Consider the following 19367-nt stretch of genomic DNA (forward strand, 5'->3'; position numbering starts at 1 on the left):
GGGCTCAGCCCACCAGTCCACTCCTGGTCCGCAGCGCGATCATCACCTCAGTCCCGTCCGGCTGCCCGCTCGGATCGGCAGCCCGCTGTTCGCAGTGCACGCCCTGCGATGACAGCCCTTGTAGATAGAACGCCACGGCGCACCGAGATGGGATGTGCCGACTCGGCGCGGACCGTGCCGATGGACGAAGCTGCCAAGAACGCGTCGAAAATTCAAGCGCCACAAGCGTCCGGCCTGACGGTGGACAACCCGTACCGGCACCGAAGAAGCAGCTCAGTGGGCCGTCATAGCCAGACCTCCGCGGTGCCCTCTCCAGCAGTAAGCTGTGAAACTTTCAGAGCCGTAGCCCCCCTTTCCCGGCCGCTTGACGGCGAGCCTCTTTCGGCCCGTCAGGACATCCCATCGGCCTGACGCGGTGGTATGCCGCCCTACCCGGCCGAGATGGCGAAAGTTTCGAGCATCGGTCGTTGAGGTTTCGGTCGACCTTTGACACACTCCACGACGCGAGCGCCCCGGGCCTCGCGTCTCAGCCGTCTTCGTCCGCGCTGCGCGGACGAGAAAGGTGAACACCCATGGGTATCGACAGCGATATCAGATCTTCGAGCAGCCGTCGGCTGCGAGCTCGCCTCGCCGCCGCGACAGTAGCCGTCGTCGCCATGACCACCGGCGCCGTCGTCGTGCTGGCCGGCAGCGCGTCCGCGGCGACCACGCTGGGCGGAGCCGCCGCGACCAGCGGGCGGTACTTCGGCGTCGCCGTGGGCCAGGGCGACCTGAGCAACTCCTCCGCCGCCAACCTGGCCGGCTCCCAGTTCAACATGGTGACCCCCGAGAACGAGATGAAGTGGGACACCATCGAGCCGTCCAACGGCTCGTACAACTTCGGACCGGGCGACGCGATCGTCAACTTCGCCACCTCGCACGGCGAGCGGGTGCGCGGACACAACCTGGTCTGGGAGAACCAGCTGCCGTCCTGGGTCACCAGCCTGCCGACCAACCAGGTCAAGGCCGCGATGGAAGCGCACATCACCGCCGAGGTCAGCCACTACAAGGGCAAGATCTACGCCTGGGACGTGGTCAACGAGCCGTTCAACGACGACGGCACCTACCGGCAGGACGTGTTCTACAACGCCTTCGGCGGCGGCGAACAGTACATCGCCGACGCGATCAACACCGCGCACGCGGCCGACCCGAGCGCGAAGCTCTACATCAACGACTACAACATCGAGGGCTCCGGCGCGAAGGCCAACGCCATGTACACCCTCGCCCAGCAGCTGCTGCAGGCGGGCGTGCCGCTCAGCGGCATCGGCTTCGAGAGCCACTTCATCGTCGGGCAGGTCCCCTCCAGCCTGGCCTCGAACATGGCCCGCTTCACCGCACTCGGCCTGGATGTGGCGATCACCGAGCTCGACGACCGCATGCCCACCCCGGCCAGCAGCGCCAACCTCACCCAGCAGGCCACCGACGACGCGAACATCGTCAAGACCTGCCTGGCCAACGCGCACTGCCCCGGCGTGACGCAGTGGAACATCAGCGACGCCGACTCCTGGGTGCCCGGCACCTTCTCCGGCTACGGCGCCGCCACCCTGTTCGACAGCAACTGGCAGCCGAAGGCCGCCTACACCTCCGTCCTCAACGCCCTGAACGCCGGCGGCGTGCAGCCGAGCAACTCCCCCTCGGCATCCCCGTCCGCCAGCCCGTCCAGCTCCCCGTCCGCCAGCCCGTCCGCGTCGCACTCGAGCAGCCCGTCGAGCAGCCCGTCGAGCTCGCCGACCGGCTCGTCCAGCTGCAAGGTCAGCTACAGCATCTCCAGCCAGTGGGGCGGCGGCTTCGGCGCCAACATCATCCTCACCAACCTCGGCAACCCGATCAGCAGCTGGACCCTGACCTGGTCCTTCGGCGCCGGCCAGACGATCACCCAGCTGTGGAACGGCAGCTACACCCAATCCGGCGCGAACGTGAGCGTCAGCAACGTCTCCTACAACGGCTCCATCGCCACCGGCGCCACCACCACCTTCGGCTTCAACGGAGCCTGGAACAACAGCTCCAACCCGGTGCCGACGAACTTCGCACTCAACGGCGCAGCCTGCACCACCGGCTGAACAGGCACAGTCCTGGTCTCGGGTAGCCCCTGATCGAGCCCGCCGGTGGCGAGCAGGCATGCCACTTGCTTGCCACCGGCATTCGACGCCACGTCAGGTCGCCGCGACCGCAGCAAGTTTGCGCAACTTTTGACTCTGTTGCTCGAGTGACCGCCGTTGTATGGTCTCCGTACTTCAGCAGATTCTTCCACTGGCTACAAAAAGTTGCGCAAAGTTTGGGTGATAGCAGCATGTCGACCCTCCGCATCGGCCTCGTCGGCCACGGCTTCATGGGGCGGATTCACTCCCATGCCTGGCAGACCGTGAGCCGGGCGTTCGATCTTCCGCTGGACCTGGAGCAGACCGCGCTCGCCGGCCGGGACGCCGACCGTGTCGAGCGAGCCGCGAGAAGCTGGGGCTGGGCGTCCGCAGAGACGGATTGGCGCCGCCTCGTCGAACGCGATGACATCGATCTGATCGACATCACGACCCCGGGTGCCCTGCACGTCGAGATCGCTCTGGCCGCATTGGCCGCCGGCAAGCACGTGCTCTGCGAGAAGCCGCTGGCGAACACACTCGCGGAGGCCGAACGGATGACGGCCGCCGCGGAATCCGCTGCCCGGCAAGGGATCCGATCCATGGTCGGGTTCAACTACCGACGCACCCCCGCCCTCAGCCTCGCTCGCGACATGGTGGCCGAAGGCCGACTCGGCGAGATCAGGCATGTGCGAGCGCTGTACCTGCAGGACTGGATCAACGATCCGGACTTCCCGCTGGTCTGGCGTCTGCGCAAGGAGGAGGCGGGATCCGGGGCACTCGGCGACCTGGGGGCACACCTGATCGACCTCGCCGCCTTTCTCACCGGCCAGCGCATCAGTGGCCTGAGTGCGCTGACGCGCACGTTCATCGACGAGCGACCCCTGGCGGCATCATCCTCCGGCCTCGCCGGGGTCGGGCAGGCTGAGCGCGGGCGCGTGAGCGTGGACGACGCGGCGGTGTTCTTCGCTACCTGCGAAGGCGGAGCGATCGCGACCTTCGAGGCCACCCGATTCGCCCCCGGACGCAAGAACGCCATGCGTATCGAGCTCAACGGGTCGAAGGGCAGCGTGGCCTTCGACTTCGAGAGCATGAACGAGCTGCAGTACTACGACGCCACCGCGGTGAGCACGCACGCGGGCTTCGCCCGGATCCTCGCGACCGAACCGCAGCATCCGTACATGGAGGCGTGGTGGCCCCCGGGCCACGGCCTGGGCTACGACCACACGTTCACCAACCAGATGCGCGATCTGGTGATGGCGATCGCGAGCGGCGAGCCTCCCACACCCTCGTTCGCCGACGGGCTCTACGTACAGCGCGTGCTGAACGCCGTGGAGACGAGCGCGCAGTCGGGTTCCGCCTGGGAACCCGTCGCGAACAAGGAGGAGACGTCATGACCCGACCCATCACACTGTTCACCGGCCAGTGGGCCGACCTCCCGCTCGAGCAGGTGTGCCGACTCGCTGCGGAGTGGGGCTACGACGGGCTGGAGATCGCCTGTTGGGGCGACCACTTCGAGGTGGACCGCGCATTGGCCGAGCCGTCCTACATCGCAGATCGCAGAGCCCTGCTGGCCGAGCACGGGCTCGAGGTGTACGCGATCTCCACGCACCTGGTGAGCCAAACCGTGTGCGACGCCATCATCGACGATCGACACAAGGCCATCGTGCCGGCGCGCATCTGGGGCGATGGCGAGGCCGAAGCGGTCAGGACGCGCGCCGCCGCCGAACTCGCCGACACCGCGCGCGCGGCCGCGGCGCTCGGGGTCGAGACCGTCATCGGCTTCACCGGATCGCCGATCTGGCACTACCTCGCCATGTTCCCGCCGGTCGCCCCGGAGGTCATCGACCGCGGATACGAGGAGTTCGCGCGGCGGTTCAACCCGATCCTCGACGTCTTCGACTCGGTCGGCGTGCGCTTCGCCCACGAGGTGCACCCCAGTGAGATCGCCTACGACTACTGGTCCACCGCGCGCGCCCTGGACGCGATCGGCCGCCGCCCGGCGTTCGGTCTCAACTTCGACCCGAGCCACTTCGTCTGGCAGGACCTCGACCCGGTCGGCTTCCTCTACGACTTCAAGGACCGGATCTACCACGTGGACTGCAAGGACGCCGCCAAGCACCTCAACGGCCGCAACGGCCGGCTCGGCTCGCACCTGCCTTGGGGCGATCCGCGCCGCGGCTGGGACTTCGTCTCCACCGGACACGGCGAGGTCCCCTGGGAACGGGTCTTCCGCATGCTCAACTCGATCGGTTACGACGGCCCGATCAGCGTCGAATGGGAGGACGCCGGCATGGAGCGCCTCGTCGGCGCCCCGGAGGCGCTCGGTTTCGTCCGACGGCTCGCCGCCATCGAACCACCGCAGGCCTCCTTCGACGCCGCCTTCGCCCAGAACGACTGAAAGACGAGAACCATGGCTCAGCCGAAGAAGCACGCCCTCATCGTGCGCGGCGGGTGGTCGGGGCATGCCCCGGTCGAGGCGACCGCGCTGTTCATCCCGTTCCTCGAGGAGCACGGCTACGACGTAGCCGTATCCGATGAGCTCGAGGTATACGCGGACACCGACGTCATGGCGCGCACGGATCTGATCCTGCAGTGCTGGACGACCGGCTCGCTCACTCCGGAGCAGCTGCTCGGTCTGCGCACCGCAGTCGAGTCCGGCGCGGGATTCGCCGGCTGGCACGGCGGCATCGTGGACGCGTTCCGCGCCACGCCCGAATACCTGCACATCACCGGCGGACAGTTCGCCGCGCACCCGTGCGACATCCACGAATACCCGATCGATCTCGTGCCGGCCCGCACCGAGCACGAGATCGTCCGTGGCCTGCCCGAGACCTTCACCGTCGAGGACGAGCAGTACTGGGTGCTGTCAGACCCCGGCAACGACGTGCTGGCCACCACCACCATCCCGGCGCGCGACGGCGACCGGTGGCCGGGGCCGGTCACCGTCCCGGCGATCTGGACCCGCGGGTGGGGATCGGGTCGGATCTTCGTGTGCACGCCGGGCCATCACCTTCCGACGCTGGAACGCCCAGAGATCCGAACCGTGGTCGAAAGGGGCCTGCTGTGGGCGAGCCGTTGAACGTCGGCGTGATCGGCGCGGGAAACATCAGCGGCGCCTACCTCCGGACACTCGAGACCTTGCCGCTCCTGCGGGTCGCCGCGATCGCCGACCGGGATCCGCGGCGCGCGGCGGCCGCGGTGGCGCAGGTCCCGGGCGCGCGAGCAGCAACGCCCGAGGACATTCTCGGCGACAGCGACATCGACATCGTGCTGAACCTGACGCCGCCCGCAGCCCATGCACAGATCGCGCTCGCCGCGATCGCGGCCGGCAAGCACGTCTACGGGGAGAAACCGCTCGCAGCGAGCCGGTCCGAGGCGGCAGAGATCTGCGACGCGGCGGTCAAGGCCCGGCTACGCGTCGGATGCGCGCCGGACACGGTGCTGGGCACCGGTATCCAGACCGCCCGCGCGAGCATCGAGCAGGGCCTGATCGGGACACCGACCTCGGCCATCGCGGTCTTCACGTGCTTCGGCCACGAGCGGTGGCACCCGGACCCCGAGTTCTACTACCAGCCCGGCGGCGGACCCCTGCTCGATATGGGCCCGTACTACCTGTCCGCGCTCGTCCACATGCTGGGTCCGGTGAGATCCATAACCGGCGCCGCAAGCCGACCCCGGCCGGAGCGAACCATCGCCTCCGGACCGCGTGCGGGCACGACGTTCCCGTCCAGCATCGACACGCACGTCACCGCCGTTCTCGAACACGAGAGCGGAGCGCTCACGACGCTGGTCATGAGCTTCGACGTGTTGGCCTCCCGGGCTTCCAACATCGAGGTGCACGGCACCGGCGGATCGCTCGTCGTCCCGGACCCGAACCATTTCGACGGCGAAGTGCTGCTGGCCTCTCCCGGAGTCAGCGGATGGCAGGCATTACCTCCGTCCGCCGGGTACGTCGAAGCGGCCAGGGGATACGGGCTGGCCGAAATGGCTCAGTCCATCGGCGAGGACCGCGCTCACCGCTGCTCCGCCGACCTGGCGTACCACGTACTCGACTGCGCGCACACCCTTCTGCAGGCATCACAGGAGCACACGACGCTCGACGTGACAAGCCGCTGCGACGTACCGCCGCTGGTACCACTGAGCGGCTGATCCCCACCTTTCACCCCCACTTGTGACAATGACGACACATCAGGGAGCTTTATCATGATGAAAAGATCACGCCGGGCGACGGCTGTCGCCATCGGCTTGGGCATGGCATTGGCCGCCACCGGCTGTGCCGGCAGCAGCGGCGGCGGCAGCGACAACGGCGGCAGGTCGTCCGGCGGCCAGGTCACGTTGACGTTCTGGGAGAACGCGACGACCGGGCCGGGCGCACAGTACTTCCAGGACGCCGCGAAGGACTACCACGCGCTGCACCCGAACGTCACGATCAAGATCCAGGCGATCCAGAACGAGGACCTCGACGGAAAGCTGCAGACCGCGCTCAACTCGAACTCGATGCCGGACATCTTCCTGCAGCGCGGCGGCGGCAAGATGCAGGCCATGGTCGACGCCGGCCAGATCCAGCCGCTGAACCTCACCGCGACGGACAAGGCGAACGCGAGCGCCGCGGCGGTCGCGGGCAACACGATCGACGGCCAGGTTTACGCGATGCCGACGGACACCCAGCCCGAGGGCATCTACTACAGCAAGAATCTGTTCCAGCAAGCCGGCATCACCGCGACGCCGACGACGATCGACGAGCTCGAAGCCGACGTGGCGAAGCTCAAGAAGATCAACGTCGCGCCGATCGCGGTCGGCGCGAAGGACGCCTGGCCTGCCGCGCACTGGTACTACAACTTCGCCCTGCGCGAGTGCAGCCAGAACACGATGACGAGCACGGCCAAGACGCTCAAGTTCACCGACCCGTGCTGGACCAAGGCTGGGGACGACCTGGCCACGTTCCTGAAGGTCGACCCGTTCGAGAAGGGCTTCCTGACGACCTCCTCACAGCAGGGCGCCGGCTCCTCGGCGGGCATGATCGCCAACCACAAGGCGGGCATGGAGCTCATGGGCACCTGGGACCCCGGCGTGATCGCCAGCCTGACCCCGAACCAGAAGGCGCTGCCCGACCTGGGCTGGTTCCCCTTCCCCGCCGTGCCCGGAGGCCAGGGCGACCCCGGCGCTCTGATGGGCGGCGGAGGCGGCTACTCGCTCTCCAAGAACGCGCCGAAGGAGGCCTTCGGCTTCCTCGAGTTCCTGGTGACCAAGGACCAGCAGGAGGCCTACGCCAAGGCGTTCGACACGATTCCGGTGAACTCCGAGGCGCAGAGCGCCGTCACCGACTCTTATAACATCTCGGCGCTGCAGGCGTTCAACAAAGCGGCCTACACCATTCAGTTCCTTGACACCGAGTACGGCCAGAACGTCGGTAACGCCATGAACACCGCCGTCGTGGCTCTGATGGCCGGCCAGGGCGATGCCGCAGGCATCGTCTCGGCCACCAACGCCGCCGCCGCGAAGGGCTGAGCCCCCGTCGGCCGCGCTTCTTGCGCGAGTACGAGTGCCGCACTGCATATCAGGCAGTGCGGCACCTCGTCGCGCGCCCTACCCCTGTGAACGCGGCGGGGCCGTCGATGTTCGAACGACCAGGCTCGGCGCGACCGTCAGCCGCGGCGCGGTCGACGCCGACGGCCGTGCGCCCGGGCCCGTCGCGCGCACGATTTCCATGAGCGTCGAGAGGGCGTGTCGGCCGAGTTCGTCGAAGGCCTGCCGGACGGTGGTGAGAGGCGGGCCGATGAACTCCGCCTCGGGGATGTCGTCGAACCCGACCACGCTCACGTCCTCCGGCACGCGCACACCCGCCTGCTGGAACGCGCGGACGAGCCCGAGTGCGGCGTGGTCGTTGGCGCAGAAGACCGCGGTGATCGGATCGGCGTCCTCGTGGATCCGCGGCACCAGTTCACGGCCGAGCGCGTAGCCCGAGCGGGCGGACCAGTCGCCTCCGTACACCGGCTCGGCGACCGGCGCACCACGCTCGAGCAGGGCGCGCCGCCACCCGGCTTCACGCTCCTGCGCCTCGAGCCACAGCCGGGGACCGGCGACGTGGTGAACGGTGCGATGCCCGAGGTCGAGGAGGAACGAGGTGGCCTGCGCGGCACCGGCTTCGTTGTCGACGGCCGCCGAGGCCACGCCGGCCTGGGTACCGCAGCCGACCGCGACCAACGGGATGTCCGAGGGCACCTGGCCGAGCGCGCGCACGGCGCTCGACTGCGGAGCTATCACGATCAGCCCTTCCACAGCCTGGTCGCGCAGCCGGTCCACGGCGTCGAGCACCGCCCGCCGGTCCAACGAGGAGAGCGCGGCGACCATGACGAAATAGTCGAGGTCTTTGGCGGCCTGCTCGATCCCGTACAGCATCGAGGCCGGCCCGTAGAGCGTCGTGTTGAAGCTGACCACGCCGAGGGTCCGGGACTTCCTCGTGACGAGTGCACGCGCGGCCACGTTCGGCCGATAGCCCATCTCCTTGATGACCTCGAGCACGCGATCGCGGGTGGCCGGCTTCACGTTGGGGTGGTCGTTCAGGACCCTCGAGACGGTCTGGTGCGAGACGCCCGCGAAGCGCGCCACGTCCGCCATCCGCGGGGCCCGTCCGTCCGGTCTTCCGCCGGCCGAGGCAGGCCGCGGACGGGCGGTGGCCCCGTTCTGGACGGACGAGGGTGCTGATTCGGGCGAAGCCATGGTCGAAAGTGCCTTCCTCGCGAGGGGATGCGCTGTCGCAGTGTGGTGATGGTGATGCGGCACGAGCCCCGGACGCATCCGGGTGATGTTGTAGCGCGAGCTCCCCGGCACCGTCCAGCGTGCAGATACCCGTTTTGCCCGCCGCGAGCCGCCTATTGATGGGATGACTGTTCGCGAACGCCGCAGGACTATCGAAGCACATTTATGAAATTTCCACTATCCCCCCGTCGGCCACCCGCCCGAAGTGACCCACCGGCAGCCGACTTCACCCCAGTTGGCAGCGGATCGCGAAGACAGGCGCCTGCCTCCGCTCGTGGCGCGGCGGCTTCACTTCCTAACGGACGCCGGCCCGGCTTGGCATGTTCCCATCTGGCGATGCGCCGCGAATCAGCCGGGCTCATCCCATCACTCACGCCAGCCCTCTCCTGCTCGGCTTTGGATGTCGACGCTAACGGCCGCCATTCCTCCTCGGAGCGTGCACCGTGCGTCTTCTGCGTCATCGTTCGTGGCAGGCCGGCGGCAGCGCCGCCGTGCCGGCCGCCGCCGGTTGCCAGCTCTCCTACACCGTCACCAGCCAGTGGCAAGGCGGCTTCGGCGCGAACGCCACCGTCACCAACGCCTCCTGCGACGGCGGCGGTGAGTCGATCCGCACCCACAACCAGACGCCCACGATCGACCCCTGCGACATCGAGCACCTGTACCAGAGCCCGGCTCCCGGCTCGAACCAGAGCTACCACCTGCTGCCCTGGCGGATCGGCCCGGCCACCGTGACGGACCCGGCCTGCTGATTCAGGGCAAGACCGGGGCCTCGTCTGACAGGGGCTCGGTGTCGTCGCCGCGGTCGTCCAGCACATCGGGGACGGCCGCGGCAACGTGCGCGAGATGTCTCCTGAGCCATGTCTCCGTCGTGTTCACGCGCATCAACGCCGCCGCCTGAGCGAGAGCGGCGTCACCGGCCGCCAGCGCGTCGTAGCCGGGGTACATCATGATGCCCGGATCTCGTCGCGGCGCACGGCCAAAGGGTCACGTAGCTGCCGACCCCTGCTCAACCGAAGCATCGTCAGTGCAAACGCATACCGCAGATCGTCGCGCTTCCACTTGCAGGTCTCTGCAAGGTGTGACGGCGACATCGGGAGGAGCGACTTCCCGTCGTGCACGCGCGAGACGATTCGCGAGGCTGCCCCTTGCTCCGCTTGCTCACGCGGGCCGCCGCACGCCCCGACCGAGAACCGCTCCCACCCATCACCCTGGCCGACGTCCTCGACATCGGCCAGGGTGATGGGTGTGCGGCTAGTTCAGGGTCCATTGCTGGTTGGCGCCGCCGTTGCAGGCCCAGAGTTCAACGAGGGTCCCGTCGCTGGTGGCATTGCCGGTCACGTCCAGGCAGAGGCCTGATTGGACGCCGGTGGCGGTGCCGTTGGAGTTGAGGTTCCACTGCTGGTTGCTCTGGCCGTTGCAGGTCCAGATGATGGCCTTGGTGCCGTTGGCGGTGCCGTTGCCGTTGGCGTCGAGGCAGAGGGTCGAGCCGCCGACGGTGAGGGTCAGGGCCCCGGCGGAGGTGTGGGTCCAGTGCTGGTTGGCCTGGCCGTTGCAGTCGTAGACCTGCTGCTGCGTACCCGTCGTCGTGGTCGAGTTCGGGTCGTCCAGGCACTTGCCCGCACCCACCGCGTGCAGCGCGCCGGACGAGCCCGAGGTGCCGCCCCCACCGCTGCCGTATCCGGCGGCGACGATGTTCGCCTGCACGGCGGCGTCGGTGGCGTCCGACGGGTAGCCCGCGACGATCGCGCCCTCATAGAACGTGCCCTGGCTCAGGTTGCTGCCCGTCGCGCAGCAGTCGCCGCCGCTGCCGAGGATGACCGCGCCCTGCTGGTGCATCGGGTTGTAGCCGGGCGGGAGGCTCCCGTTCCACAGCGTCGTCAGGCCGCCTGATTGGGCGTTGCCGCCCTTGATCGCCATCTGCGTGGTGCCGTTGTTCTTCAGCATCGCGGTGACGTAGCTGTTGGTGAACGCGCGCTGGCCGGAGTTCCAGGACTGGCTGCCGCCCGAGAAGAGCCCGTATTCGAGGTCGGCCTGGACCCACGGGCCCGATCCTGAGCAGCCGCCGAACCAGCAGCTCGTGCTGAAGTTGATCGCGTCCATCGCGCCGGCGCCGTCGGCCTTGCGGTCGGTCTCGCTGTTGCCGTAGTCGAAGCAGCAGCCGCCGTTCACGTGCGTGCCGGAGGTGACCATGTAGGCGCCCTGCGGGCTGCTGCCCTTGGGTATCCCCGACGACGAGCCGTTGTGCCAGTAGCTGTTGCCCGGGTTGACGTACAGCGAGTAGACCTTGCTGCCCCCGACCGTCAGCGACTCGCGGGTCGCACTCGCCGGCGTGTCGTCGCCACCTGCTCCCCCGCTGCCCTGGTAGGCCAGGTCGTTCCCGTGTCCGGACTGGTCGTAGATGATCGTGATGACGCATGAGGTGTTCGCGCAGAAGGCATCCTGGGCCTGGGCGTCGGCGCTGCCGCCGACGGTCGACACGCCGATGTTCGCCGTCGTGCCGTCGGACGAGCGCCGCACCTGGTAGAGCGCCCCGTCGTAGGCCGCGTACAGCGCCCGGACCGTGCTGTGCGCCGCGACGCACGGCGTGCCGCCCGCCGCGTAGATGTCACACGGACCCTGCGACGCGGCCTGGGCCGTCCCCCCGGCGACCGCCGCGCCGACGAGGGCGCCGAGCAGCACGGCGAACACCGTCCCCAGCCCGGTGAGTCTCTGTCTTCCCCTATGCATGCTTTCTTCCTCACTGTGAGAAGGATGTCCGGTTGCGACCGCCCTCGGTCGAAGCTTTCATGCGGCGCTCGAGCGGCGCGGCAGCGCCGTGTGTCTTTGTGTTCGAAACTGACAAGTGGATCACGTGACGTCCCTGGCGCAACACGGGCCGCGCCGCGCGTGCGGCCGTGATCCTCGCCGTCAGTCAGTACCTGGAATGCGTCTGGAGCGTTGGTGGGTGAGAACCGGATCGCGCGATCGATTCGCTGGGATATTAGGGCTCTGGGTGCCCATCGTCAACGGATGTAACCGGGAGGCGGCGCAGTGCGCTGCCGCAGCTATCGAATCGATTCGTAGAAAAATCGGGGTGGTGCGGCCTGCCCGGGCCGGTCGCGCCGTGACTCTCGGATGCCGCGCAGAGACCTGCCACAGCCCGCGCACACATTGTGTGAACGCGTGCGTTGTGGCAGCTGCCGCGGCTTCAATACGTTTGATCGTGTGACCGACTCTTCCGCGAGCGCGCTCTGGTGGGAGCCGGGCCGTGGGCGCGGACTCATCAGCGTCTTCGATGATGCGGACCAGTCTCCTGTGTTGGACAGGCGTATCCGAGGCGGCGCGACTGCGCCGGGATGCTCGCCGTAGGTGCCGCTCTGCTTGACCAGCTTGATCGTGTGGCTGCCTGAGGCGAGCCCGATGATCGTGACCAGGGCGGCCTGGGCCATTCGCTGACCGGAAGTGGCGGCGCTGACCGTCTATCACGAGCCGTCGACGCACACCGCGACGTTGCCCTCGTCGTTGTTCGGTTCGGACAGGACGATGATGCCGCTGCCGTTGAACGTGTAGCTGGCCGAGACGCCGTTGTTGCCGGTGGCATGCACGTCGTTCGAGAAGTCGCCGTCACCGCGGCCCGCGCCGGCGTCCTCGGCGGCCTCGGCCTCTGACCCGGCGGTCGAGGCCGACGGCCGCAGCGCTCACTGCCAGCAGCCAGCACGCCTTCGAAAAAATCAACAGCACTCACCAGAGCACGGGCGTGGTGCGTCAAAGAGCACGTACGCACCAAATCAGCTGCCGTGATCGGCGAATGACCATCAGGACCGGGATGCCGAAGGCTGATGACAATGCCGCCGTGGCGGGCCGGACGCACTCAGTCCGGTCCGCCACGGCGGCACCTGTCGTCGATCAGCGGGCTAGTGTTGCAATGTCAGCAGTGCGGGCCGCCATGGGAGCTGGTCGTAGGAGCCGCCGGCGCTCGGATCCTTGCCCTGGTAGAGGAACTGCAGGTTGCAGGGGTCGATGGTCATCGTCTGGTCCGGGTTGTTGCGCACCAGGTCGCCGTGGCTGATGTCGTTGGTCCAGGTGGCACCGCTGTTGGCCTTGCCCGCGAACGGGCTGCTCTCGCTGGTGGCCTGCGGGGTCCAGGAGCCGCTCAGGCTGGTGGCCGTGTACGAGCGGAAGTAACGGTATCCGCTGGCGCCGATCGCCTCGACGATCATGAGGTACTGGTTCTGGCCCTGGACCTTGTAGACCTCGACCGCCTCGAACAGGTTGTACTGCGAGTCGCTCAGAACCGTCGTGTACGACGTCCCGAAGCTGCCGGGGAAATTGCCGATCGGCATGCTCGCCCGGTAGATGTTGCCGTTGTCGCCGGCGAAGAACAGGTACATGTTCGTGCCGTCGCCGATCAGGGTCTGGTCGATCGGGCCGGTGCCGGAGTTGGCGATGCTCCCGGTGAACAGCGCTTGCTGCGACGACCAGCCGTTGGGGTTGGTCGGATCGCTGGAGGTGCGGTAGCTGAACGGCCAGGCGCCCCATTGGGATGCCAGCACCCAGATGTTCTTCGGCGCGAAGTAGAACAGCGTGGGAGCGACCGCGGCCTGGCTCATGCCGGTCTGGGTGGCCGAGGCCATGTCGGACCAGTTGGTGAAGGGGCTGAAGGCCATCGAGCCGTAACCCGATCCCGATGACGAGACGTTCGACGCGTAGACGATGTGCTTGCCGTTGTAGACGACGTCGGTGAAGTCCTTGAGCGAGACCCAGCCGCTCTGCGGCGTCGCCAGCGGGCCGGTCGACGTCCAGTGGTAGGTCGACGGAAGGGCGCAGGTGCCGCCCGTCCCCGTCGACGACGCCGAGGGTGAGGCAGAGGGCGTCGAGCTGGCCGACGCCGACGGGCTGGTGCTGGGGGTCGCGCTCGGCGTGGATGAGGCGCTGGGCGTGGGAGTACCGCCTCCGACCGAGCCCGTGCAGGTGGTGCCGTTGAGACTGAAGGAGGAGGGAACGGGGTTGCTGCCGCTCCAGGAGCCGTTGAAGCCGAGGGCCGTGCTGCCTCCGGTGCCGATCGACCCGTTGTAAGAGGCGTTGGTGACGGTGACATTGCCGCCGCTCTGGGTGTAGCTGCCGTTCCACAGCTGCGTGATGCTCTGTCCCGCGGTGAAGGACCAGGACAGGGTCCAGGCGGTGATGGGGCCGCCGAGGTTGGTGATGGACAGGTTCGCGCCGAACCCGCCGCCCCATTGGCTGCTGATCGTGTAGGAGACCTGGCAGCCGGCGGCTGCTTGGGCGGCGGGCGTGGCGGCCACGGTCATGCCGGCGGCGGCGAGCACGGTGACCGTTCCGGCGGCCAGCCATGGTCGACGATCGAAAACTCTCAAGGTGAATCCTGCCTTCGGGTCGAGGAGGTCGGACAGCGCGCCCGTCGGGGCGGACGCGGAACCGAAGTGGCTGACGTGCTCCGCGCGGCCGTTCGCTTGTCTAACGGAGGGTCCATTGCTGGTTGGTCTGGCCGTTGCAGGTCCACAGTTCGAGCGCAGTGCCGTCCGCGGTGCCGGCTCCGGCAGCATCGAGGCAGAGTCCTGACCCGACGCCGGTGAGGGTGCCGTTGGAGTTGAGGCGCCACTGCTGATTGGCTTGGCCGTTGCAGGTCCAGATCACGACTTTGGTGCCCGGACTGGTGCCCTGGCCGCTGGCGTCGAGGCAGTCTCCGCCGTAGACGCGCAACTCGCCGGCGGCGGTGGATGTCCACTGCTGGTTGGTACGGCCGTTGCAGTCCCACAGTTCCACCTGTGTACCGAGCGTCTGCGTGCCGCCGGGAACGTCGACGCACCGGCCCGAGGCCGTCCCGGCGATCGCGTTGGCCGCGGCGGGGCTGGCAGTCGGGCTCTGGCTGGGGTTGCCGGGTTGACCGATGCTTCCGGTTACGGAGAGCAGAGCCGAGTACCAGACAGCGGCCATCTTGTCGTAGCCGGCCGCGTTGGGATGCACGCCGTCGGAGAGGTCGGCCGTGGTCAGCGCGTCGTACATGTCGACCAGGTGCACGTGCTTGCCCGCGGCCACTTTGCTCGAGACGATCCCGGGGAGCGCCGCGTTGAACGTGCGCACCTCGGCGTTCTGAGACGCGTTGGCGAGCGGGATGATCTGCGCGACGAACACTTCGGCGCTGGGCACGGCGGCGGTGATGTGGTCGATGAGCGCGGAAAGCCGGTTCGGGGCGTTGGCCACGTCATAGTTCTGCAGCACGTCGTTGGTGCCGATGTGCAGCAGGACCGTGTGCGGCTGATAGGTGTTGAGCCAGCCGGTGATGTTCGCGTCGATCTGGTCGATGCGCCAGCCCGAGTGGCCTTCGTGGTCATGGTCGCCGAGGCCGGCCGGACCGTTCGAGAGCGAACCGACGAAGTCGACTTTGTAGCCCGCCGTGACAAAGCGCTGCCACAGACCTATTCGGTATCCGCCAGGCACCGCGTTCCCATCGGTGATCGAGTCGCCCAACGGCATGACCTTGACACCGCCGTTGGATTCGGCGCTGGCGGTCGCGGTTCCCAACACCAGCACCGTCACGCAGGCCGCTAGCGCGGTCACGGCCGCGAGGATCGCGGCAAGCCATCGTTCTCGCCTACCCCTGCTCATCATCGCCGTCCTCCGAATCGTTTCCCAGTGGAGCCGCCGCCCTGCGCGACGCAGCCACCCGTTCGCAACCTGACGCATCAACAGCCGCGTCGTGATGGGATGTATGCACGCGACCCTTCGGGGCTGCGGGGTCAAAGTGCCAAGACAACGGCGGTAATGCAAGACCACTCGACACCCTGAGTCACACTTCTGAGGTGACTTGCCTAGGCTTGGACCTGACCTGCTCCGTTGAAACGCATTCGACGATGGCCTGTTGCCGATTCCCCCCGACCTTGGTGAAACTTACGGCCCGAGTCGCCCCGGCCGGATCGGAGCATGGCCGGGGCATCCCATCACTCGCTTCGGTTCGGTGCTCTCGCGGGAAGGAGACCGGAGTCCTCACGCTCGCGCCACTCTGGGGGCCCCGGCCCTCGGGCAGGTCCGGCGGCCCGCGATCTGATCAGCTACAGGTCGCGCCGCCGAGCGTGAGAGCAGCGGGGCTGGAGTCGTTGCTCGTCCAGGTGCCCAGCAGGACGCAGCTGCCGAACCGGCAGGCGGTGCCCCAGTAGATCGCGTTCATCGTGGCGTTGCCGGTGTCCGTGTTCGAGGTTTCCCCGCTGCCGTAGTCGAAGCAGCACCACTGGTTGACCTGCTTGGAAGAGATCACCATGAATATTCCTTCGGGTGGTGAACCGGTGGGGCGCCCTTCGCCTCCGGTGGGGCGCCCTTCGCCGCGCCGGTGCGATACCCGACGCCCGGGACACCTCGATCCCGTAGACGCAATGCCCACCGATTGCGACAGGCAGTGCGGCGGCGCCCGCCGGCTGCTCGCGGAGCCGGGGCGTCATGGCGACGCAATCGAACCACAGGCTCCGAAACTTTCGATTTGGGCCCGAAATTCATCAATTTTTTCGGGGCTTTTATGCCGATTAAGACATCACTGGATCTTCTTATTCTTCACTCTTGTCACTGTAGACACATCAGCCCCATTAGCTGATCTTGATGCATCTCGAAATCTTTCCGAAACCGATTGACAGGTGTCGTCCGGGATTCAACACTCCCCGTTGAAACCGTCCGGCCCTACTCCGGGCGGCCTGGGCAAGACCCTGAAGTCAGGAGGCACACGTCCGTGCACACCCTCGCAAGTCTCCCTAGACCGCGCAGCGGAGGCAGCCGGCTGCGGCTGTTGCTCGGCCTCATCGTGGCCATGATCACGGCCATCGTGGTGCCCTGCGGCGCCGCGAGCGCGGCGACCACCATCTGTTCGAGCCAGACCGGCACGAACGGCGGCAACTACTACCAGATGTGGACCAACGGCCAGGGTTCCGCGTGTATGACGCTGAACTCCGGCACCAGCTACTCCACCAGCTGGAGCAACGTCGGCGACTTCGTCGACGGCGTCGGCTGGAACCCGGGCAGCAAGCAGACGATCAACTTCAGCAGCAGCCTCAACGCCTCCGGCACCACCCTCGTCTCGCTCTACGGCTGGTCGACCAACCCTCTGGTCGAGTACTACGTAGAGGAGAACTACACCGGCTCGCCGAACACGGCGGGCACCTACATGGGCCAGGTCAGCAGCGACGGCGGCACCTACAACATCTACGAGCACCAGCAGGTCAACCAGCCCTCGATCCAGGGCACGACCACCTTCGAGCAGTACCTGGCCATCCGCACCTCGCCGACCAGCAGCGGCACCATCACCTTCCAGAACTTCGTCAACGCCTGGTCGAGCCACGGCATGAACCTGGGCTCGATGAACTACCAGATCATGGCCACCGAGGCCTGGGGCGGCGGCAGCGGTAACGCCAGCGTGTCCGTGGGCACCGGCGGCGGAAGCGGCGGCGGAAGCGGCGGCGGAAGCGGCGGCGGCGGCGGTGGCGGCGGTGGCGGTGGCGGCGGTGGCGGTGGCGGCTCCAGCGGCTGTACCGCCACCCTGTCGGCCGGAACCGTCGGCAACAACTGGTACAACCTCAACGTCAACGTAAGCGGCTCCAACAACTGGACCGTGACCATGAACATGGTCTCGCCGTCCGTCGTCTACTCGACCTGGAACGTCTCCGCCACCTGGCCGAGCCAGTACGTGATGGTCGCCAAGCCGAACGGAAGCGGAAACAACTTCGGCGTGACGATATCCACGAACGGCACATGGACCTGGCCATCAGTCAGCTGTAGCACTTCCTAGGCCAGAGGCCGCACCGGCACCCGCCACCGAGCCGGCATCGGGCTGGGCAAGGGAACGCAGCGCATGCATCAGGCGAGCCCCCGCGGCCAGGCCCGGCACCCGTCGGGTCGGATCGCGGGGGCTCCGGCGTCGCGCGGTGGCGGCGGATGGGCGCGTGACGCAACGGAAACGCCGGTTCTACGCGAGATCAACACGCTGATCATCCTCGCCGAACGGTGCTGCGCCCTGCGCGCTGGCCGTGCGCCGAAGAGGCAGCAGGCTGATATGTTGCGCAACTTCTCAGCCTAGCTCCGCACTTCCCATCGATGTATCGTGCCAGTGACTACGCATTTTGGAGCGGAAGCCGCCCCGCAAGAGCCGTTTCCGCACTCCTCCAGTTCATCAAAGTTGCGCAAAAAGAAGTGGAAACAAAGGCGAGCGAAGGAGAACCATGGAGAATAGTCGAGCAGATGATGCGGCCGAGCGCCCTGCGCGCCTGACCCGCCGGGCGTTGCTCGGGACCGGGGGCGCCGCGGTCGCGGCGCTGTCTCTGGGCGCAGCGGGGACAGCGGCTGCGGCCTCGACGAGCTCCGGCACCTCGCGGGGCGAGGCGCCTTTCGGTCCGGTCACGGTGACCGACCCGGGATCCGGCGCTTCGTACGCGCGAGCCGTACGCCTCGGCGACGGGCGGCCGGGCGGATCGCGAACGTTCCTGGCGACCTTTCAGCAGTTCGATCCGAGCAGGCCGGGCGGGTTCGAGATCTTCCGCAGCGACGACGGCGGCCACACCTGGGATCAGCGGGGCAATGTGCCCGACGACGGCGACCCCGGAAAGATCTGGCTGCAACCGTTCCTCTACGAGTTGCCGCGCGCCTTCGCCGGCCTGCCGAAAGGCGCGGTGCTGTGCGCCGGCAACGCGCTGGATTCCTCGAGCACCCGGATCGTGCTGTACGCGAGCCTCGACCGTGGCCAGAACTGGCGGTACCTGAGCACAGTGGCGGTGGGCGGCCCGCCCAACCCGACGAACGGCAACACGCCCGTATGGGAGCCGTTCCTGCTGCTGCACCGCGACCGGCTCGTCTGCTACTACTCCGACCAGCGAGACCCGAGATACGGACAGAAGCTGGCGCATCAGACCAGCAGGGACCTGCGCCACTGGGGCCCGGTCGTCGACGACGTCGCCAGCCCGGAGTACAGCCAGCGGCCCGGCATGATCACCGTCGCACAGGTGCATCGCAACCTTTGGATCACGACCTACGAGTTCGGCGTCTCGGACACCTACTACCCCGTGCGCTACAAGCTCGCCCCGGACCCGGAGTCCTTCGGCTCCTCCCCCGCCCTGGAACTCCTCGACCAAGACGGATACGCCCCGTCCGCCGCCCCGACCGTGACCTGGTCGGACTCCGGCGGCCCGCACGGCACCATCATCTTGAGCGCCAACAGCGACCAGGACTTCTTCACCAACTCCGCCCTCGGCGATCCGGGCAGGTGGACCCGGTTGTCTTCCCCGATGCCGAGGGGCTACAGCCGATACACCATCCCGCTGACCGACTCGGGATCGTGGCACCAGCCCGGCCTCGTCTTCGTCGTGACCGGCGCACCCTACGCCGAGGACGCGCCGATCCAGGCGGGCGTCATACGGCTGGGCTGAGCTTGCCGATGCGACCGGCGCCTCCCACCGTCCCAACGGCGCTCCGGTCGAACCGTGGACCTGCAACGACGGCGGCATCTGCAGTGAAGCCCGG

General features: G+C 67.7%; 16 protein-coding genes. 9 read left to right on the plus strand and 7 right to left on the minus strand.

What is annotated here, in order from left to right; translation table 11 throughout:
* Positions 1-572: 572 nt before the first annotated feature.
* The 6 genes from ACTRO_RS05465 (at position 573) to ACTRO_RS05490 (ending at position 7625) form a co-directional block, all read left to right on the plus strand.
* The gene (locus ACTRO_RS05465; protein WP_063627928.1) at positions 573-2099 is read left to right on the plus strand and encodes an endo-1,4-beta-xylanase; all 1527 of its coding nucleotides are present in this window, start codon (positions 573-575) and stop codon (positions 2097-2099) included.
* A 230-nt stretch (positions 2100-2329) separates the two neighbouring features.
* On the plus strand, positions 2330-3511 hold the full coding sequence (locus ACTRO_RS05470) for a Gfo/Idh/MocA family protein (RefSeq protein ID WP_034261608.1): 1182 nt from the start codon (positions 2330-2332) through the stop codon (positions 3509-3511).
* Positions 3508-4515: a sugar phosphate isomerase/epimerase family protein gene (locus ACTRO_RS05475; RefSeq protein ID WP_034261611.1), complete on the plus strand. Its 1008-nt coding sequence runs from the start codon at positions 3508-3510 to the stop codon at positions 4513-4515. The genes ACTRO_RS05470 and ACTRO_RS05475 overlap by 4 nt, the downstream gene beginning before the upstream one ends.
* A gap of 12 nt (positions 4516-4527) precedes the next feature.
* Positions 4528-5196 (plus strand): ThuA domain-containing protein, encoded by a 669-nt coding sequence (locus ACTRO_RS05480; RefSeq protein ID WP_034261614.1) that lies wholly within the window; start codon positions 4528-4530, stop codon positions 5194-5196.
* Complete coding sequence (locus ACTRO_RS05485; RefSeq protein ID WP_034261617.1) at positions 5181-6266, plus strand: Gfo/Idh/MocA family protein; 1086 nt, start codon at positions 5181-5183, stop codon at positions 6264-6266. The genes ACTRO_RS05480 and ACTRO_RS05485 overlap by 16 nt, the downstream gene beginning before the upstream one ends.
* A 54-nt stretch (positions 6267-6320) precedes the next feature.
* Entirely contained in the window at positions 6321-7625 is a 1305-nt protein-coding gene (locus tag ACTRO_RS05490) for an ABC transporter substrate-binding protein (protein WP_034261620.1), read from the plus strand.
* A gap of 78 nt (positions 7626-7703) precedes the next feature.
* On the opposite strand, the gene ACTRO_RS05495 is transcribed toward ACTRO_RS05490, so the two are convergent.
* Positions 7704-8735: a LacI family DNA-binding transcriptional regulator gene (locus ACTRO_RS05495; RefSeq protein ID WP_034261623.1), complete on the minus strand. Its 1032-nt coding sequence runs from the start codon at positions 8733-8735 to the stop codon at positions 7704-7706.
* A gap of 584 nt (positions 8736-9319) precedes the next feature.
* On the opposite strand from ACTRO_RS05495, the gene ACTRO_RS05500 reads away from it, so the two are divergent.
* Positions 9320-9625 (plus strand): cellulose binding domain-containing protein, encoded by a 306-nt coding sequence (locus ACTRO_RS05500; RefSeq protein ID WP_034261631.1) that lies wholly within the window; start codon positions 9320-9322, stop codon positions 9623-9625.
* A gap of 1 nt (position 9626) precedes the next feature.
* On the opposite strand, the gene ACTRO_RS05505 is transcribed toward ACTRO_RS05500, so the two are convergent.
* From ACTRO_RS05505 to ACTRO_RS50730, 6 genes are all read right to left on the minus strand, one after another.
* Positions 9627-9824, minus strand: coding sequence for a hypothetical protein (locus ACTRO_RS05505; RefSeq protein ID WP_034261634.1), 198 nt, complete (start codon positions 9822-9824; stop codon positions 9627-9629).
* Between the two features lie 303 nt (positions 9825-10127).
* On the minus strand, positions 10128-11603 hold the full coding sequence (locus ACTRO_RS05510; protein ID WP_051450357.1) for an arabinofuranosidase catalytic domain-containing protein: 1476 nt from the start codon (positions 11601-11603) through the stop codon (positions 10128-10130).
* Positions 11604-12337: 734 nt separating this feature from the next.
* Complete coding sequence (locus ACTRO_RS50235) at positions 12338-12460, minus strand: hypothetical protein (RefSeq protein ID WP_281177838.1); 123 nt, start codon at positions 12458-12460, stop codon at positions 12338-12340.
* Between the two features lie 309 nt (positions 12461-12769).
* Entirely contained in the window at positions 12770-14164 is a 1395-nt protein-coding gene (locus ACTRO_RS05515) for a non-reducing end alpha-L-arabinofuranosidase family hydrolase (protein WP_084316999.1), read from the minus strand.
* Positions 14165-14330: 166 nt separating this feature from the next.
* Positions 14331-15482, minus strand: a complete 1152-nt coding sequence (locus tag ACTRO_RS05520; protein WP_034273259.1) for a ricin-type beta-trefoil lectin domain protein — start codon at positions 15480-15482, stop codon at positions 14331-14333.
* A 439-nt stretch (positions 15483-15921) separates the two neighbouring features.
* Complete coding sequence (locus ACTRO_RS50730; RefSeq protein WP_034261640.1) at positions 15922-16131, minus strand: arabinofuranosidase catalytic domain-containing protein; 210 nt, start codon at positions 16129-16131, stop codon at positions 15922-15924.
* A gap of 459 nt (positions 16132-16590) precedes the next feature.
* Here ACTRO_RS50730 and ACTRO_RS05530 point away from each other — a divergent pair, with 459 nt between their 5' ends.
* On the plus strand, positions 16591-17643 hold the full coding sequence (locus ACTRO_RS05530; protein WP_245594307.1) for a glycoside hydrolase family 11 protein: 1053 nt from the start codon (positions 16591-16593) through the stop codon (positions 17641-17643).
* Positions 17644-18073: 430 nt separating this feature from the next.
* Positions 18074-19273, plus strand: coding sequence for a sialidase family protein (locus tag ACTRO_RS05535; RefSeq protein WP_211244109.1), 1200 nt, complete (start codon positions 18074-18076; stop codon positions 19271-19273).
* Positions 19274-19367 lie beyond the last annotated feature (94 nt).

The sequence above is a fragment of the Actinospica robiniae DSM 44927 genome, from assembly GCF_000504285.1.
Lineage (GTDB): Bacteria > Actinomycetota > Actinomycetes > Streptomycetales > Catenulisporaceae > Actinospica > Actinospica robiniae.

Coding starts and splice junctions, on each gene's coding strand:
- ACTRO_RS05535 (WP_211244109.1), top strand. CDS start 18,074: ATGGAGAATAGTCGAGCAGATGATGCGGCCGAGCGCCCTGCGCGCCTG.
- ACTRO_RS05465 (WP_063627928.1), top strand. CDS start 573: ATGGGTATCGACAGCGATATCAGATCTTCGAGCAGCCGTCGGCTGCGA.
- ACTRO_RS05475 (WP_034261611.1), top strand. CDS start 3,508: ATGACCCGACCCATCACACTGTTCACCGGCCAGTGGGCCGACCTCCCG.
- ACTRO_RS05470 (WP_034261608.1), top strand. CDS start 2,330: ATGTCGACCCTCCGCATCGGCCTCGTCGGCCACGGCTTCATGGGGCGG.
- ACTRO_RS05520 (WP_034273259.1), bottom strand. CDS start 15,482: ATGAGCAGGGGTAGGCGAGAACGATGGCTTGCCGCGATCCTCGCGGCC.
- ACTRO_RS05480 (WP_034261614.1), top strand. CDS start 4,528: ATGGCTCAGCCGAAGAAGCACGCCCTCATCGTGCGCGGCGGGTGGTCG.
- ACTRO_RS05510 (WP_051450357.1), bottom strand. CDS start 11,603: ATGCATAGGGGAAGACAGAGACTCACCGGGCTGGGGACGGTGTTCGCC.
- ACTRO_RS05495 (WP_034261623.1), bottom strand. CDS start 8,735: ATGGCGGACGTGGCGCGCTTCGCGGGCGTCTCGCACCAGACCGTCTCG.
- ACTRO_RS50730 (WP_034261640.1), bottom strand. CDS start 16,131: ATGGTGATCTCTTCCAAGCAGGTCAACCAGTGGTGCTGCTTCGACTAC.
- ACTRO_RS05505 (WP_034261634.1), bottom strand. CDS start 9,824: ATGATGTACCCCGGCTACGACGCGCTGGCGGCCGGTGACGCCGCTCTC.
- ACTRO_RS05490 (WP_034261620.1), top strand. CDS start 6,321: ATGATGAAAAGATCACGCCGGGCGACGGCTGTCGCCATCGGCTTGGGC.
- ACTRO_RS05515 (WP_084316999.1), bottom strand. CDS start 14,164: ATGACCGTGGCCGCCACGCCCGCCGCCCAAGCAGCCGCCGGCTGCCAG.